Origin of the sequence: Marinobacter bryozoorum (assembly GCF_023156245.1) — a bacterium.
In the GTDB taxonomy this organism is placed as follows: Bacteria; Pseudomonadota; Gammaproteobacteria; order Pseudomonadales; family Oleiphilaceae; genus Marinobacter; species Marinobacter bryozoorum.
This window is the reverse complement of the sequence record NZ_JAKZAH010000001.1, coordinates 184643-200099: the sequence shown is the minus strand read 5'-3', so window position 1 is coordinate 200099 and position 15457 is coordinate 184643. Positions and strand designations below refer to the sequence as shown.

Here is a 15457-nt window from a genome sequence, read left to right as displayed (position 1 = left end):
CAAAACGAGGCCCACCAAACCATGGACATGAAAGAAGCCCTGAACCGAATCGCCTCCAACCTGGACCTGAGCCGGGAAGAAATGAAAGCGGTCATGCGCATTGTCATGAACGGTGAGGCCACCGACGCCCAGATCGGCGCCTTCCTGATGGGCCTGCGCATCAAGAGCGAAACCATCGACGAAATCACCGGCGCCACCGAAGTCATGCGAGAACTGGCCACCGGCGTCCAGATCAATGCCGAACCCCTGGTCGACATCGTCGGCACCGGCGGCGACGGTGCCAACCTGTTCAACGTCTCCTCCGCATCCGCCTTCGTCGTAGCCGCCGCCGGCGGTTACGTCGCCAAGCACGGCAACCGGGCCGTATCCTCCAAAAGCGGCAGTGCCGACCTCATCGAAAAGGCCGGCATCAACCTCAACATGACCCCGGAACAGGTCGCCCGCTGCGTGGAACAGATCGGAGTCGGCTTCATGTTCGCCCCCAGCCACCACGGCGCCATGAAACACGCCATCGGCCCCCGCAAGGAACTGGGATGCCGGACCATATTCAACATCCTTGGCCCCATGACCAACCCCGCTGGCGTCAAACGCCAACTGCTGGGCGTGTTCACCCCCGCCCTGTGCCGCCCCATGGCGGAAGTGCTCCAGAAACTGGGCAGCGAACACATCATGGTCGTCTGCTCAAAGGACGGCCTCGACGAAATCAGCCTGGCATCCTCAACCCATGTTGCCGAACTCAAAGACGGCGAAATCCGGGAATACGACATTAACCCGGAAGACCTGGGCATCAAGAGTCAGAGCCTCGTCGGCCTCACCGTAGACACCTCCGAAGACTCCCTGAAACTGATCCACGCCGCCTTCGGCCGGGGCCATGAGGAAATGGCCGAAAAGGCCAGGGACATCATTGCCCTCAATGCCGGCGCAGCCATCTACGTCGCCGGGCTGGCAACAACACCGAAGATGGGCGTAGACATGGCGCTGGACGCCATGGGCAGCGGACTGGCCGCCGGCAAGATGTCCGAGCTGGCTGACTTTTCACACTGTTTTGACTGAGCAGCCTGACACCATGACTGACCGACACAACGACCGGACCCCCACCATCCTCCGCAAGATCGTGGACCGCAAGTGGGAAGAAATCGACGAACGCAAACGCACCGCCCCCCTGGCAGACCTCAAGGCCATGGCCAGCGACCAGCCGGAGGCGCGGGGCTTTGCCCGGGCCATGGCCGACCGGACAGGCCAGCGCAGGCCCGCCGTGATCGCCGAGATCAAGAAGGCATCCCCCAGCAAGGGCATCCTGCGGGACCCGTTTGACCCGCCCGCCATCGCCGAAAGCTATGAGGAAGGCGGCGCCACCTGCCTGTCGATTCTCACCGACCATGACTTCTTCCAGGGGCACGAGGACTATCTGAAAGCAGCCCGGGCCGCCTGCAGCCTGCCCGTGATCCGCAAGGACTTCATGGTAGCGCCCTACCAGGTATACGAAAGCCGGGCCATCGGCGCCGACTGCATCCTGCTGATTGCCGCCTGCCTGACCAAGGACCAGATGCAGGAACTCGAGGGCATTGCCCACGAAATCGGACTGGACGTGCTGGTGGAAGTCCATGATGGCGAGGAGATGGGCGACGCCCTCACCCTGAACACACCGCTGGTGGGCATCAACAATCGCAACCTGCACACCTTCGACGTATCACTGGACACCACCTTCGACCTGCATCAGCGCATTCCGTCAGACCGCCTGACCATCACCGAAAGTGGCATCCTCACGCGGGAGGACGTTACCGCCATGACTGAGCGGGAAATCTACGGCTTCCTGGTGGGTGAATCGTTCATGCGGGCGCCAGAGCCTGGCGAAAAGCTGAGGGAATTGTTCGACTGATGCTTTGAGGGAAGTCCGGGGGCCTTCAGGCCCCCTCAAGTGCTTCGTTCAAAACCGCCTGCAAGTGGGCCGGCATGGTGCCGGCCAGCTGCAGCGCTGCCTCATGGGCCCGGGGGCTCATCTTGTCCCAGGTGCGGCGCACAATACGCAGCCACTTTTCCTTGTCGAAGTCCGGGTTATCTTCGTAGAAATCCGCAAAATAGCGCTCCAGGAACACCATGCAGGCCACGTCCTCCAATAGCTGCGTATCAGGGTCACTACGCAACTCCCGCTTGGTCAGGATAGTGGCAACCCGCTGGCACTCCGCTTCCGGATAACCACACTGTGCCATGATCTCCGCGGCCCGCTCGCCGTGAAACCGGCCGCAAGCCTGGCGCCATTGATAATACCCCTTGCGCCCTTCCGGAAAATCCGCCCGGGGCCGGGTCCAGCGTTCGATATGCTGGGCCCGGCAGGCGATCTGCATGCGCTCGGACGGCTGTGCCTCCAGGGCAAACAGCCAGCGGGTCATATGCAGGCTGTAGGCGTATTCCCGTGGCAATACCTGGCCGTCCACACGTTCCATGTTCGGATCCTGGCGGTTGGCGCTGTCGATGGTACCGAGCGCGCAAGTCAGGGCAGCTTCCTTTGTCATGGCATCAGGCCTTTGCAGAGGGACGTTCCTTCATATGGTCGTACCAGGCCTGCAGGTTCTTCTGCTCCGGGCTGATACGGATCTTGACCACCTTCGCGAAATCCAGCACGCACAGGGCGGTGATATCGGCGGCGGTAATGCTATCACCATAGATAAACTTGCGCCCTTCCAGGTGCCGGTCCAGGAAGTCCATAAAGCTCGCTGCCTGCTTGCCAGCCTCCTCGCCCCACTCGGGAATCGGGTTCATTCGGTCCTTGAAGTAGCCAGTGCTATGCTGGAAGCACATACCGGTAGGTACGAAGAAGTAGTAGTCCAGCCACCGCTGCCACTGGTCCAGCTGCGCCTTCTCCAGCGGCGTGGTGCCCATCAGGGGCGTGGTGTCCGGATACTGTTCCTCGAAATAGAGACAGATGGACATGGTTTCCGCAATGCAGTTGCCGTCATCCAGCTGCATTACCGGCACCTTCTTCATGGGGTTCATGGCCTGGAATTCCGGGGTCAGGTTCTCCCCTTTCTGCAGGTCCAGTTCTACAAATTCCACCTTGTCCAGCAGGCCCTTCTCGGCCAGGAACATACGCACACGACGGGGATTGGGGGCCGTTTTCGTCTCGAAAATCTTCATGGGTGAGTACACCTCGACTGTTGTTATGGATGGTCACGACGCTCCGGCTTCCTTGCCACCAGCGCAGAGTCAGTAGTCTGCGACAGATTGGCCTGTTCGCGCAGAACCGTCAAGGCACGGAAACGTCTGGCGCAGGCGCTTGGTTCCCAAACGCGAAAGCCTCCAGTCGAGAAACGACCCATTGCGGATCGTCCAGCACCAGGTCGTGCCCCGCATCCGGGTGGACCGCCAGGGGCCATTGCCAGCGCCGGGCGAGGATACGGCTGCAGTGCCAGTGCACAATGCGGTCGCCGGCACTGGCCAGCAGAAGTGCCCGGGCCGCGGGCGCCGCGGAGGAAGGACGGTAGCTGGCGGCAGCCCGGAGCTGGGCGACGGCGTTTCGGAAGGTCACCGGCCGGCGTTGCTGGATAGCGAGCCAGTTTTCTTTAACCTCCGGCGTTACTGGCCGATTGGAGGTCAAGGCTAGTATACCCCGCTCCCGCACAGCCGGAGTTCGCCTGACCATCACCCCCAGCGCTTTACCGAGGGCGGCGGGCCTCATACGCTGCCACGGCGGACTGAATCCGGTACTGGTATTGATCAGCACCAGCCGCGCTACACGCTCCGGTTCGGCCTGCGCCCAGTCCAGGGCCACCATCCCGCCCATGGACAGGCCAAGCAGACCGACGGGGCCCGCGATCGGTGCAGCGCAAGCCTGCACCTTCTGGCGAATATCGGCGATAGTTGAAGGGGACACCTCTCGGAAATATTCCCCGGTGCCGGGCAGATCGATCACGTGAAAGCGTTGTTGCGGGAAAGCCTCTGCCAGCCGCTCCCGGAAATCCCCCCAGTGCCCTTTCTCGCGGGTCAGCCCCCGCAACAGGATCCAGTTCACGGGATCGCCTTCTGCCGGCATAGCCTCAGGCTTCCCGGTACCAGTGGGTCAACGCAGCCTCCCGCAGCACCCGGGCCTGATCCCCGGTTGGCAGCCAGTTATCGTGACTGACCGCAGCATGAAGGAGGAAGTCCATCAGCAACAGGTGACTGCGAAGCACTCGCTGGTGGCGGTGGGGCACCAGCGGATTGAAGAAGCCCTCCATACGGAACAGTTGCCGGGGACGCTTGCGCAACCAGCGCCAGGAACCCATCTCGAGGGTCAGGGGAATGAAGGTGCCGGCGCCCTGGCGATTCACCTGCTTGTAGAAGTAATCCCAGAGATCGCCGTGGGTCAGGTAATGGGCCGACTGGGGCTCGAAGACATAGCGGTGGTTGGGGTAGGCCTGCTCCCAGAGCAGCTTCAGTGCCATTACCGAATCGATTCGGCGCATGGGACGACGACGGTAGGCGTAGGGGAACCAGATCTGGTCCTGCCAGCCGAAACCTGAGTGGCAGTCCAGGGCCAGACTGAACGGCCGGCCCGGGAGCATTTCGTCGATGACCGCCTTGAGGGCCTCGCACTCCGGCTCCATACCCTGCTCCGGCTCACCGGTATACCAGGGGAGCCTCGGTGACAACCTCTGGCCTCCCAGCAGGAAGGTACTTTCCCCCTGGGCGGTGATCGGCGCATTGCGCATCAGGTCCACGCCAGAGGGATTGGCCCTCTGGTTCAGGAACATGCCACCGGGGTTGAGGATCGGAAGGACAACTATCCGGACCTTCTCCAACAACTCATTGAAGTGATCGTCCCATCGCATACGTTCGGCCAGACTGCCCAGCCAGGCCGTGACGACCTGGCTACCGATTCTTTCGAGACCATGAACGCCGCCAACCATCAGCACGACCGGTTTATCTGGCCCGGCCGCCCCTATATCAACACGGTAAACCGGGAGCGCCAGGTCCTTCACCGCGATCCGTTCAATAACCCGCGTACAGACAGCAGCTGGCGCGTCGGCCAGCGTTCTTTCCAGCTCCACCAGCTCCGGCAGAAACGTACGGAGACAATGACGCTGGCCGGTACTGCGACGAGCCTTTTCTTCGGCAACCTCCCGATGGCAGGTCTGTTGCTTGAGTTCTGCCAATGTTCACCCCGGCGTCCAGAATCCCCTGAACATACCAGGGCAATGCGTCAAACGGGTGACAGCCCGCGTCAGCCCGTCCCGGTCACCTGGAACTGGTCAGTCAGAGCCTGCAGTTTGCGGGAAGCCTGGCCAGTCAGTTCGGCCTTGCCCCTGAGTTGCCCTATGACCGAACTCATGTCCCGCGCACCCTGGCCAACCCTTGAGGTGCGCCGGCTTTGGGATTCACTGGTTTTCGCCACCACATCAATAGTTGAGAACAGGCTATCTACAATCTCGGTGAGGCCTGAGTTGTCTTCCGCAGCAGACTCCACATGACGCAGGCGCTCATCCATATCAGCCATACCCCGCTCCATGGTCTGTACCGCCTGTCGGGTATCCGCCTGGACACTGGCCAGGCGTTCGCCAATCTCGCGGGTGGCTTCCGTCGTACGGTGTGCCAGCTTGCGTACCTCGTCCGCCACTACGGAAAAACCACGCCCGTGCTCTCCCGCGCGTGCAGCCTCAATGGCAGCGTTCAGGGCCAGCAAGTTGGTCTGGTCCGCGATTTCATCGATGATTTCCGCCATCTCCACGATCTCACTGGTACGATCATTAGCGGCCTGGATGCTCAGTGCGGAATCACTGATAACCTGTCTCACGGTTTCCGTTTCCCGGGTGACCCGGGACAGACGTTCCCGGGCGTTGGCGACCACTTCCTCCATGGCTGATCGCATACTGTGGGCCGTGCTGGAGGCGGAGTCGATCTCACGCTGCTGGCTCTGGGCACCCTCCAGCATCGCGTCGATCTCCTGTAACACTGACATTATCCGGTCACCGGCTGCACGGTTCTGGGTCAGCAGCTCGTCACTGGCCTGGCCCGAGTTGTCGGCCAGCTCGATGACCTGTCCTACCATTCCATCCAGGCTGTCGATAAAGCTGTTCATCCAGCGGGCCAGATCCCCGGTTTCGTCCCTCCGCATCTGCTCCAGGTCCACCCGCTGGCTGAGGTTACCGCCGCCTTCAGCAATCCCACGGACGACATCTGCCAATCGACCCAGCCGGCGGGAAAGTGGACGCGCCATACCCAACCTAAAGAGCGTCAGACCGCCGAGCACCGCCAATCCGTTCAGCATTGTGTCAATGGTCAGGGAGACACCACTAGCGGCAAGCCCGAGGTTCACAGCCCAGAGCACCAGCAACAGCACGCCCACCTGGACTGTCAGCTGATATTCTACGGATCGACGCCGGTAAACTTCCTCCAGGTCAGCTTCGCACATCATCCCCCAACGGTCCGGGGACCCGGGCAGACTAAAGGTAACGCCCTTGCCTATGACCGGAATGTGCCGGTAATCCGAGTAACCGGGGTATTTCACAAAGAGGTTTTCGCCCCGGGCCATGGTTTCCCGCACTCCCGGATGCAGTTGCCGGGTGGCCGGGTCAGTAAAACGGATCTCGAATTCCGTGTGTTCGTGGATCCGCAGGGTACCAAACCCGGTCCGGATACCGTCTTTCAAGTTATCACCGTGACTGAAGGTGGCATCTTCGAAACGGGAGCGGGACAACGCCGTGCCGGCCTCAATCGAAGGATCGAAGCGACTTTCATGCATGAAGATGTAGTTGTCACCAGACTCCTCGAATACATGTCCGGCCTCCCGCTGGATGAGGTCACCCATCACATCGTTGGGAATGCGGGCACAGACCGCTGCTGGCTGGCCGCTGGCAAGGGTGACCGGCTGGTAAAACATCAGGGTAACGTCGTCATGAAAACGGGACGTGGTTGGACCCAGTTGCCGCGTCACCGGGTCCTTGTATGGTCCATGAAGAAAGCGATCAGAGAGACCACGGCGTACCGCATCCGATGGAAGGTCCCGGGCGCCATTACGGGAGGGCACAGTGGAGGCCAGCACCCTCCCCTGATCGTCAACAACACACAGCTCGGCAATCTCCCTGAGGCGTCTACGGGCCTGTGCCAGAACTTCTGGAACCTCCGTCGGCATGAGGCCGCTGAGGCGCTGTTCCAACCCTTCCAGAAACGCCCATTTGCTCTCTGCCCAGCCGTTTAGCAAGGCCACTCGTGTGCGAGCAGTGTTCTCGAAAATCTGTTCGTTGGTGCGGTAGAGGGAGCGGTTCAAAAAACAGGACCAGGCAAGCGAAAGCTTGCCGTTGGCCCCAAGCCACGGAAGCCAGCGCTTTTCGCTGCCCGAGAGGGGCATACTATTGCTGTTAAGGATCATAGTGCGTGATGTTCCGGTGATGTCGACTCCAACCGGTGGCAGGCGCCCGCATGGTAAATCTCCCACAGGCAGCCTGACACCGGTCACCACGGCGGCACACAAAGCGCCGCAACCGACATCACCGATGCAACTTCCGCGCCCAATAATTCGTTATTTTTCAGCAAGTAAAAAGCAAAACAATGTTAAAGCGCACAACTCCGGTGCGCCAAGCCGAAAAGCGCACCATTAATGTTCGCAACATTATCCGGCAATGGGACCAATACCCACCTTGCGGCGCACATCAGCCATCAACGGGGTGGCGTAGTCCCGGGCCTTTTCGGCGCCCTGCTGCAGGATACGATCCAGCTGGGCCGGGTCGTCCATCAGGGTATTGTAGGTCTCCCGCATGGGCGCCAGTTCGTCATTGAGGAGCTCGAACAGCTGTTTCTTGGCCTCGCCCCAGGCAATACCGTTGGCAAACTCCTGGCGCATGGCGGCCGCTTGCTCCTGGCTGGCAAACGCGGAATAGATGGAAAACACCGCGCTGGTATCCGGGTCCTTGGGCTCGCCGGGTTCCAGCAGGTTGGTCTTGATCTTGTTGATAGCCTTGCGCAGTTTCTTTTCGCCTTCAAACAGCGGGATGGTGTTGTTGTAGCTCTTGGACATCTTGCGACCGTCCAGACCCGGCAGCACCATGGAAGCTTCTTCGATTACCGCTTCCGGCAGGGTGAAGGTTTCTCCGAACAGGTAATTGAAGCGCTGGGCAATATCCCGGGCCATTTCAATATGCTGGGTCTGGTCACGGCCCACGGGGATTTTCTCGCCGTTGAACATCAGGATGTCCGCCGCCATCAGGATCGGGTAGCAGAACAGCCCCATGGTAATGCCGCGATCAGGATCCGCGCCCTCATTCTCCTCGTTTTCCTGCACCGCCGCCTTGTAGGCATGGGCCCGGTTCATCAGGCCCTTGGCGGTGACGGTGGTCAGCACCCAGTTAAGTTCGGTGATTTCAGGAACATCGGTCTGACGGTAGAAGGTCACCTTTTCCGGATCCAGGCCACAGGCCAGCCAGGTAGCGGCAATAGCGCGGACCGATTCCTGCACCCGGGCGGGCTCCTGGCACTTGATCAGGGCGTGGTAGTCCGCCAGGAAAAGAAAGGATTCACTCTGGCCTTGCTCGCTGGCGCGGATCGCCGGACGAATGGCGCCGGCGTAGTTGCCCAGGTGGGGGATGCCCGTGGTGGTGATACCGGTCAGTACTCGTGTCTTGCTCATGATGATCGCGCTATTCCGGATGGGATAAAAAACGAGGTTAAAAAGAAAGCAGAACCATACCCAATGGAACGCCGGCCGGCAAACGGATTAGTGAGTGCACCCCCTCGAACAGGGTATGATGTCGACACCAGCCTTCGATACGTTTTAACTGACCCATGCCCCAGGAAACCCTGCCACTGATCTACCAGGACGACCACATGGTTGTCGTGGACAAGCCCGCCAACCTGCTGGTCCATCCCAGCGAGATCGACCGCCGGGAAACCCGCTCTGCCATGATGATCCTGAGGGACCAGCTGGGACAGTGGGTGTGGCCGGCCCACCGCCTGGACCGCCCCACCTCCGGCTTGCTGGTGTTCGCCCTGGACCGGGACGGCGCACGTGAGCTGGCCATGGCCTTCCAGGAGCAGCGGGTACGCAAGGACTACCTGGCGATTGTTCGCGGCCATCCGCCCCTGGGGGGAATTATCCGCCACGCCCTGACGGTGAAGGATGACCTGGGCTCCCGGCGCAATACGGATGCCGAACCCCAGCCGGCCCTGACCCTTTACCACCGACTGGCCCGCGCAACGGTGGACTGGGCCGTGGACCGGCGATACCCCACCAGCCGCTACGCCATGGTGCGCTGTCGGCCCGCCACCGGCCGGCGACACCAGCTACGTCGTCACCTCAAACACATCAGCCACCCGATTATCGGCGACAGCAGCTACGGCAAGGGCCCCCACAACCGGGCCTTTGCAGAGGCGTTTGGCGAAAGCCGCCTGTACCTCCACGCCAGCCACCTGCAGTTATCGCACCCGGTCACCGGTCAGTGGCTACGCCTGACAGCGCCCTTGCCCGAGGCATTCCTCCGCGTTGGTGAGCAGTTCAGCTGGACAGAGTCTGCTATGCTCAATGCCATATAAACCAATGCCGAGCGCCATGCATCGACTGATCCCTGTACTCCTGTTATGCCTGCTGAGCCCTTTGGCGAACGCCACGAAGGTAACCGTCGGCGTGAATCACTCACCGCCTTACCGGATCCTGGATGATGGCGAAGCCCGTGGTTTCTACATCGATGTTTTCAATGCGCTCGCGGACCAGTTGGGCTGGGAAATCGAGTACCAGGCGGTGCCCTTTCGCCGGGTGCTGTGGATGCTGGAGTCGGGCGAAGCGGACATCATGCTCGGGGCACTGCCTACAGAAAAGCGAATTGGCTACCTGGATTTTTCCATCGCCGCCTTCCCGCCAGAGCCAAAGCACTTCTTCTACGTGCACCCGGAAAACCGCATCACCCGCTACGCTGACCTCAAGGGCAAGGTGATCGAGGTACTTCGGGGCAGCACCTATAACGCCGACTTCGACAAAGACCCATCCCTTATCCGTGAGCCGGGAATCAGCTACCCCATGCTGATGCGTATGCTGGAGGCTGGTCGGCTCGATGTCGTAGTGGCCCCGGAACTGGTCGGTCGCCACTCGGCAGCCACCGTCTCTGACCGGCTCCGGGTTTCACCCTTCACCCTTTCAGGTCAAACGTCCTATATTGCCATATCCCGGAAATCTCCCGTTATGGCGCACAGGGACGACCTGCAGGCGGCACTGGCCCGCCTCAGGGACAACGGTACCTTTGATCGAATCCAGCGTCGCTACACCAGCGAGGAGTGAGCCCGGCCATGCCCCTGAAACTCTACCAGTTCGCCATCTCCCACTATTCCGAAAAAGTCCGCTGGGCCCTGGACTACAAGGGCATCGCCTACGAGCCCGAGTTCCTGTTGCCCGGCATGCACGGCAAGACCGTTTGCGGGCTGACCGGGCAGGGAAAAACGTCGGTACCCGTGCTCGTGGACAGCGGCATGGCTATCCAGGGTTCAAATAAGATCCTCGATCACCTGGACAGCGCATTTCCCGATAAGCCCTTGCTTCCCCAGGACACTAATGGGCAGGCGGCGGCGCGGGCCTGGGAGGAACGCCTGGACGACGAAGCAGGCCCGGCAGTTCGCACCTTTGCCTACCATCACCTGCTGCAGCGACCGAAGGTGGTGGCACCCCTGCTGACGGCAAAAACGGCGTTCTGGAACCAGTATTTGCTGAGACTTGGCTTCAGCCGCGTGGACGAAGCCATGCGGGAAATGATGAACATCAACGAAAAAACCGCTGCCCGCGCGCAAGCCACCATCGAAAACCTGCTGGAAGAAATCAACGGGATCTACCGGGACGGACAATACCTGGCGGGTGCCAGCTTCAGCCGGGCGGATATTACCGCCGGGGCCCTGTTTGCGCCGCTGTTCATGCCACCAGAGTACCCGGTACCCTGGCCCAAACCCGGTCGACTGCCGCCGGGGCTGAAGGAATGGCACCAACAAAGGGGCGCCCTGCTGGAGCCCGTTGCCGAGTGCTATCGGACCCATCACTGATACGGCGGCACTCCTTCAGTGCCGCCGAAGGCGCTGTGAATCATTTCTCCGGGTGACGCTGGAGAAACTGGTGCCATAACTGTGCTGACTGCTCAGGGACCTCCAGCATCGGCACATGGCCCACCCCATCAAGCAGGACCACCAAGCTGTCTTCTATGCCAGCGGCAAACACTTCAGCGTTCTCCGGGGCCAGTACCCGGTCCTGCTTGCCCCACACAATCAGGGTGGGCGCTTTGATAGCCGGCAGAATGCCTGACAGGTCCAGCTGCTCACCGGACGACAGGATCGCTTCAAAGATCTGGTCGTTAATGGACTGCCGGGCCATGGCCTGCTCTTCCATGACGGCCGTGACAGGCCAGGGCGCGAAGGGTGGCTGCTCCATCACGAAGTCCATCAACTTGTCGAAATCACCCGGCTCACGAACCACCAGCGGGTTATGGCCTTCGGCCAGGGCTTCGTCCAGTTCGGATGGATACCGGGTTGAACCGGCAGGATCAAACAGGGCAATGGTGTCTACCCTGTCCGGATACCGGCTGGCGAAATAGGCCGTAATGCCACCGCCCATGGAGTTACCCGCCATATCCACCCGGTCCAGGCCGAGCTCGTCCATCAGCTGAACTAACGTGGCCGCCTGGGACTCGACGGTATAGGCCTCTGGCCCGGCGGTGCTACTGTCGCCGTGCCCGGGCAGGTCGGGGATAACCAGGTAGTAGTCTTCCGGAAGGTGGGCCGCCATACGGACCCAGTTGTCCTTGTTCGCGGCGAAGCCATGGACCATCACCAGGGCCCGGGCGTCAGATGGCGAGCCACGACTGAGGTAGGTTACGGAGAGCTCCCCCAGGGTAGCTTCCGCCAGTTCCAGACCCGCTTTTTCGCGCTCTTCGGCGATCAGCCACTCGTAGAGATCATAACGGGAACATCCGGTCAGCAGCACCGCCCCGAGCAGCACTGCCAACCGCGCCAGCCGGCTGTGTGTCATACAATCCTCGTATTTTTCAGTCCGCCTGGCGGGCTGGGGCAGCTTCCCGCCCGGTGAAGCCAGGCAGGAAGCAAAGCACCCGGTTACCGGGTTCCGTAGACCACCATGGTCTTGCCCTTGACCTGAACCAGGCCCTGCTCTTCCAGGGTTTTCAGTACCCGCCCCACCATCTCACGGGAACAACCAACGATGCGACCAATTTCCTGGCGGGTGATCTTGATCTGCATGCCGTCCGGATGGGTCATGGCATCGGGCTCCTTGCACAGGTCGAGCAGGGTCCTGGCCACGCGACCGGTAACATCCAGAAAGGCCAGGTCACCCACCTTGCGGGTGGTCTGACGCAACCGGGTCGCCATCTGCTCGCCGATAAAATAGAGCACCCGCGGATCCTGCTGGGCGATTTCCCGGAACTTGGTGTAGCTGATTTCCGCCACCTCGCATTCCGTCTTGGCTTTCACCCAGGCGCTGCGGGAATCCATGTTGTCGAACAGTCCCATCTCCCCGAAGAAGTCCCCGGAGTTCAGGTAGGCCATGATCATTTCACGACCGTCTTCATCTTCGATGATAACGGTGACAGAACCTTTAACGATGAAAAAGAGGGAGTCGCTCTTGTCACCGGCATAGATGATCGTGCTCTTCGCCGGGTAGCGACGGCGATGGCACTGGGACAGGAAGTAGTCCAGGTGCTTGGTTTTCTGCTCAACGGGCCGAACGATGGTAGCCATGGTAAGTGTCGTGCCTCCTCAGGTGTCACCGTCCATGGACGCTTGTCGTTTATGAAGCCGCTCTCCTGCAGCTGTTTTATTGTTCACAGGGGAACCTCTGGCGAGGGTACTCCGCCCAAATCCTGCTTGGTATGTCGCTTTTGTAGACGAAATGCGACTACGACTCATGATGTTAAGCCCGAGTCACAAAGTCGTCCATAACGCACGTCTCAATAGCGAACCATCTCACAGGTTTTTACGGCTTTGTGCTAGCATTTCGGGCCAGAGTTCAGACCAAAGGATTATTCCAATGAAAGCAACCATAGACTGGACAGGCAAGGCCAGCTTCAAAGCTGCCAGCGGTAGCGGCCACGAAGTACAAATGGACGGACCGCCGGACCACGGTGGCGAGAACCTCGGGCCACGCCCCATGGAAATGCTGCTGATGGGGCTCGGCGGATGCTCTTCCTTTGATGTGATGAGCATATTGCAGAAGAGCCGCCAGGACGTCACGGCCTGCCACGCCGAGCTGGAAGCAGAGCGGGCTGACGCGGTGCCATCGGTTTTCACGAAGATCCACCTGCATTTCGTGGTGACCGGCAACAATCTCAAGGACAACATGGTCAAGCGGGCGGTCAGCCTGTCGGCAGAAAAGTACTGTTCCGCCTCCATTATGCTTGAAAAGGCCGGTGTCGAGATCACCCACAGCTACGAGGTCCGTCCTGCATAACCGGACCGGAAGGATGCCAATACCCTGCACCGTGATTTGGGGATGAGCGGCATCTGACAGGCCGTCCTGCCCTGCTAAAATGTGGTTCGAAAGGCTATTCAACCGGAGAGGCGGTGTGCATAATACGCACCCTTCTCCGCCGGTCTGCGCTCAGAAAATGGTCAGTAATCGGTGGCGGCCTCGGCAGACCGGACCATCCGTGGTTGATGGACGAGTCTGTACCTAACCATCTCCATTCTCCGGAGGGGCTGAACATGGAATCCAAACTCCAGCTGCACGGCTTCAACAACCTGACCAAATCCCTGAGCTTCAACATCTACGATATCTGTTATGCGCAGACCGAAGAGCAGCGTGAAGCCTATATCGACTACATCGACGAGATGTACAACGCCGAGCGCCTGACCCAGATCCTCACCGATGTGGTAAAGATCATCGGCGCCAACATCCTGAATATTGCCCGCCAGGACTATGAGCCTCACGGCGCCTCGGTCACCATGCTGATCGCCGAACACGAGCTCACTGGTGACGAGCCCGACAATGAGGAATCGCCAGGCCCGCTGCCAGACGCGATCGTTGCCCACCTGGACAAGAGCCACGTCACGGTACATACCTATCCGGAAAGCCATCCCCACGAGGGCATCAGCACCTTCCGGGCGGACATCGATGTGTCCACCTGTGGCCTGATCTCGCCGCTGAAGGTACTGAACTACCTGATTCACAGCTTCGACTCCGACGTGGTCACCGTCGACTACCGTGTACGGGGCTTCACCCGGGACGTCGACGGCACCAAGCACTACATTGACCACGACATCAACTCGATCCAGAACTACCTGACCGAGGATACCCAGAACTCGTACCAGATGATTGACGTCAACGTGTACCAGGAAAACCTGTTCCACACCAAGATGATGCTCAAGAACTTCGACCTCGATAACTACGTGTTCGGCGTCAACGCCAGCGACCTGGACCCGGAAGAGGCCGCTTCCATCGAGGAACGGCTGAAGCGGGAAATGCTGGAAATCTTTTACTCCCGCAACGTCCAGTAACAGCACGCCCGACCGACGGGCCGGCCCCGGCACCCGGGTTTCGGGTATAAAGAGGCCTTGTTCAGTTTTACTGAACACCGGGGCCGGAATTTTCCGGTTTCTTCCCCGCCGCTAACCTTCTTTAATGGTGAAGTCAGCCAACCAGAGAAGGAGGTCACCATGACCGAACGCATCATTAAACGCGCCATACCCGCCCTGGAAACCTCGGACGGTGCCGGCGTGCGTATCCGCCGCTCCCTTGGGCAGACCCAACTGGTGCGCATGGACCCCTTCCTGATGCTGGATGAATTCGGCTCCGACCGGCCACAGGATTATATTGCCGGCTTCCCCGCGCACCCCCACCGGGGCTTCGAGACCGTCACCTATATGATTGAGGGCCATATGCTCCACGAGGATCACCTGGGTAACCGGGGCAACCTTCGCAACGGTGGTGTCCAGTGGATGACGGCGGGCCGGGGCATCGTGCATTCTGAAATGCCACAGCAGGAAGAGGGCCTGATGCGGGGCTTCCAGCTCTGGCTGAATCTGCCAGCGGCAGAAAAAATGAAGCCGGCAGGTTACCGGGACATCCAGCCGGAGGAGATTCCACGAATCATGCTCGATGAGGGTGAGGTAAGGCTGATCGCCGGTGAGCTTACAGTGGATGGTCAGACATGGCAGGGCGCCATCACCGGTGGCTCTACCGAGCCGCTCTATGCCGACCTGCACCTCGACCCGGAAGGTTCGATGACCTTGCCGGTCGCATCACCGCTTAGTGCCATGGTGTACCTGTACGAAGGGACAGCCCGCATCGGTGGAGAGGCGCTTTCCCGTTCAGCCGCCACGGTACTGGGAGCGGGTGACCGGCTGACGGTAGCTGCCGGCCAGGAAGGCGCCAGGGTGCTGCTGATCGCCGGCCGGCCCATAGGTGAACCTGTGGTTCAGTATGGGCCCTTCGTCATGAACACCCGGGAGGAAATCGAACAGACCCTGCGCGACTACCAGAACGGTCAACTGACGGCCTGACAAG

15 protein-coding genes and 1 pseudogene are annotated in these 15457 nt (G+C 60.4%); 8 read left to right on the top strand and 8 right to left on the bottom strand.

Going from position 1 to position 15457, the window contains the following annotated elements; all coding sequences use genetic code 11:
• The first annotated feature begins 21 nt into the window (after nt 1–21).
• A complete protein-coding gene (gene trpD / locus MLC59_RS00855) occupies nt 22–1053 on the top strand; it encodes an anthranilate phosphoribosyltransferase (RefSeq protein WP_248230115.1) in 1032 nt (343 codons plus the stop codon).
• A gap of 13 nt (nt 1054–1066) precedes the next feature.
• On the top strand, nt 1067–1879 hold the full coding sequence (gene trpC / locus MLC59_RS00850) for an indole-3-glycerol phosphate synthase TrpC (protein WP_248230114.1): 813 nt from the start codon (nt 1067–1069) through the stop codon (nt 1877–1879).
• Between the two features lie 25 nt (nt 1880–1904).
• On the opposite strand, the gene MLC59_RS00845 is transcribed toward trpC, so the two are convergent.
• The 6 genes and pseudogenes from MLC59_RS00845 to MLC59_RS00820 form a co-directional block, all read right to left on the bottom strand.
• Nucleotides 1905–2513 carry a DUF4202 domain-containing protein gene (locus MLC59_RS00845; RefSeq protein ID WP_248230113.1) on the bottom strand — a complete coding sequence of 203 codons (609 nt, stop codon included), beginning with the start codon at nt 2511–2513 and terminating at the stop codon, nt 1905–1907.
• Between the two features lie 4 nt (nt 2514–2517).
• Nucleotides 2518–3135, bottom strand: coding sequence for a glutathione S-transferase family protein (locus tag MLC59_RS00840; protein WP_248230112.1), 618 nt, complete (start codon nt 3133–3135; stop codon nt 2518–2520).
• 109 nt (nt 3136–3244) lie between these two features.
• Nucleotides 3245–4009, bottom strand: a complete 765-nt coding sequence (locus tag MLC59_RS00835) for an alpha/beta fold hydrolase (RefSeq protein ID WP_248230111.1) — start codon at nt 4007–4009, stop codon at nt 3245–3247.
• A gap of 25 nt (nt 4010–4034) precedes the next feature.
• On the bottom strand, nt 4035–5132 hold the full coding sequence (locus tag MLC59_RS00830) for a M14 family zinc carboxypeptidase (protein WP_248230110.1): 1098 nt from the start codon (nt 5130–5132) through the stop codon (nt 4035–4037).
• 68 nt (nt 5133–5200) lie between these two features.
• Nucleotides 5201–7345, bottom strand: coding sequence for a methyl-accepting chemotaxis protein (locus tag MLC59_RS00825; protein ID WP_248230109.1), 2145 nt, complete (start codon nt 7343–7345; stop codon nt 5201–5203).
• Nucleotides 7346–7603: 258 nt separating this feature from the next.
• A pseudogene (locus MLC59_RS00820) lies at nt 7604–8599 on the bottom strand (tryptophan--tRNA ligase); the annotation flags it as partial.
• Between the two features lie 155 nt (nt 8600–8754).
• On the opposite strand from MLC59_RS00820, the gene MLC59_RS00815 reads away from it, so the two are divergent.
• The 3 genes from MLC59_RS00815 (at nt 8755) to MLC59_RS00805 (ending at nt 10989) form a co-directional block, all read left to right on the top strand.
• On the top strand, nt 8755–9501 hold the full coding sequence (locus MLC59_RS00815) for a pseudouridine synthase (protein ID WP_248230108.1): 747 nt from the start codon (nt 8755–8757) through the stop codon (nt 9499–9501).
• A gap of 91 nt (nt 9502–9592) precedes the next feature.
• Nucleotides 9593–10240 carry a substrate-binding periplasmic protein gene (locus tag MLC59_RS00810; protein WP_248230107.1) on the top strand — a complete coding sequence of 216 codons (648 nt, stop codon included), beginning with the start codon at nt 9593–9595 and terminating at the stop codon, nt 10238–10240.
• 8 nt (nt 10241–10248) lie between these two features.
• Nucleotides 10249–10989, top strand: coding sequence for a glutathione S-transferase family protein (locus MLC59_RS00805; protein WP_248230106.1), 741 nt, complete (start codon nt 10249–10251; stop codon nt 10987–10989).
• 40 nt (nt 10990–11029) lie between these two features.
• Here MLC59_RS00805 and MLC59_RS00800 read toward each other — a convergent pair whose 3' ends face one another.
• Together MLC59_RS00800 and crp are read right to left on the bottom strand one after the other, a co-directional pair.
• On the bottom strand, nt 11030–11968 hold the full coding sequence (locus MLC59_RS00800; protein WP_248230105.1) for an alpha/beta fold hydrolase: 939 nt from the start codon (nt 11966–11968) through the stop codon (nt 11030–11032).
• Nucleotides 11969–12051: 83 nt separating this feature from the next.
• Nucleotides 12052–12693, bottom strand: coding sequence for a cAMP-activated global transcriptional regulator CRP (gene crp, locus MLC59_RS00795; RefSeq protein WP_091853186.1), 642 nt, complete (start codon nt 12691–12693; stop codon nt 12052–12054).
• 289 nt (nt 12694–12982) lie between these two features.
• Between crp and MLC59_RS00790 the strand changes: the two genes are divergently transcribed.
• From MLC59_RS00790 to MLC59_RS00780, 3 genes are all read left to right on the top strand, one after another.
• The gene (locus MLC59_RS00790; RefSeq protein WP_248230104.1) at nt 12983–13402 is read left to right on the top strand and encodes an OsmC family protein; all 420 of its coding nucleotides are present in this window, start codon (nt 12983–12985) and stop codon (nt 13400–13402) included.
• A gap of 254 nt (nt 13403–13656) precedes the next feature.
• Nucleotides 13657–14448: an adenosylmethionine decarboxylase gene (gene speD, locus MLC59_RS00785; RefSeq protein WP_248230103.1), complete on the top strand. Its 792-nt coding sequence runs from the start codon at nt 13657–13659 to the stop codon at nt 14446–14448.
• Nucleotides 14449–14607: 159 nt separating this feature from the next.
• On the top strand, nt 14608–15453 hold the full coding sequence (locus MLC59_RS00780) for a pirin family protein (RefSeq protein WP_248230102.1): 846 nt from the start codon (nt 14608–14610) through the stop codon (nt 15451–15453).
• Nucleotides 15454–15457: the final 4 nt, after the last annotated feature.

Excerpts from the sequence above, each read along its gene's own strand:
- trpD (WP_248230115.1), top strand. The coding sequence starts at position 22 with ATGGACATGAAAGAAGCCCTGAACCGAATCGCCTCCAACCTGGACCTG.
- trpC (WP_248230114.1), top strand. The coding sequence starts at position 1,067 with ATGACTGACCGACACAACGACCGGACCCCCACCATCCTCCGCAAGATC.
- MLC59_RS00845 (WP_248230113.1), bottom strand. The coding sequence starts at position 2,513 with ATGACAAAGGAAGCTGCCCTGACTTGCGCGCTCGGTACCATCGACAGC.
- MLC59_RS00840 (WP_248230112.1), bottom strand. The coding sequence starts at position 3,135 with ATGAAGATTTTCGAGACGAAAACGGCCCCCAATCCCCGTCGTGTGCGT.
- MLC59_RS00825 (WP_248230109.1), bottom strand. The coding sequence starts at position 7,345 with ATGATCCTTAACAGCAATAGTATGCCCCTCTCGGGCAGCGAAAAGCGC.
- MLC59_RS00815 (WP_248230108.1), top strand. The coding sequence starts at position 8,755 with ATGCCCCAGGAAACCCTGCCACTGATCTACCAGGACGACCACATGGTT.
- MLC59_RS00805 (WP_248230106.1), top strand. The coding sequence starts at position 10,249 with ATGCCCCTGAAACTCTACCAGTTCGCCATCTCCCACTATTCCGAAAAA.
- MLC59_RS00800 (WP_248230105.1), bottom strand. The coding sequence starts at position 11,968 with ATGACACACAGCCGGCTGGCGCGGTTGGCAGTGCTGCTCGGGGCGGTG.
- crp (WP_091853186.1), bottom strand. The coding sequence starts at position 12,693 with ATGGCTACCATCGTTCGGCCCGTTGAGCAGAAAACCAAGCACCTGGAC.
- MLC59_RS00790 (WP_248230104.1), top strand. The coding sequence starts at position 12,983 with ATGAAAGCAACCATAGACTGGACAGGCAAGGCCAGCTTCAAAGCTGCC.
- speD (WP_248230103.1), top strand. The coding sequence starts at position 13,657 with ATGGAATCCAAACTCCAGCTGCACGGCTTCAACAACCTGACCAAATCC.
- MLC59_RS00780 (WP_248230102.1), top strand. The coding sequence starts at position 14,608 with ATGACCGAACGCATCATTAAACGCGCCATACCCGCCCTGGAAACCTCG.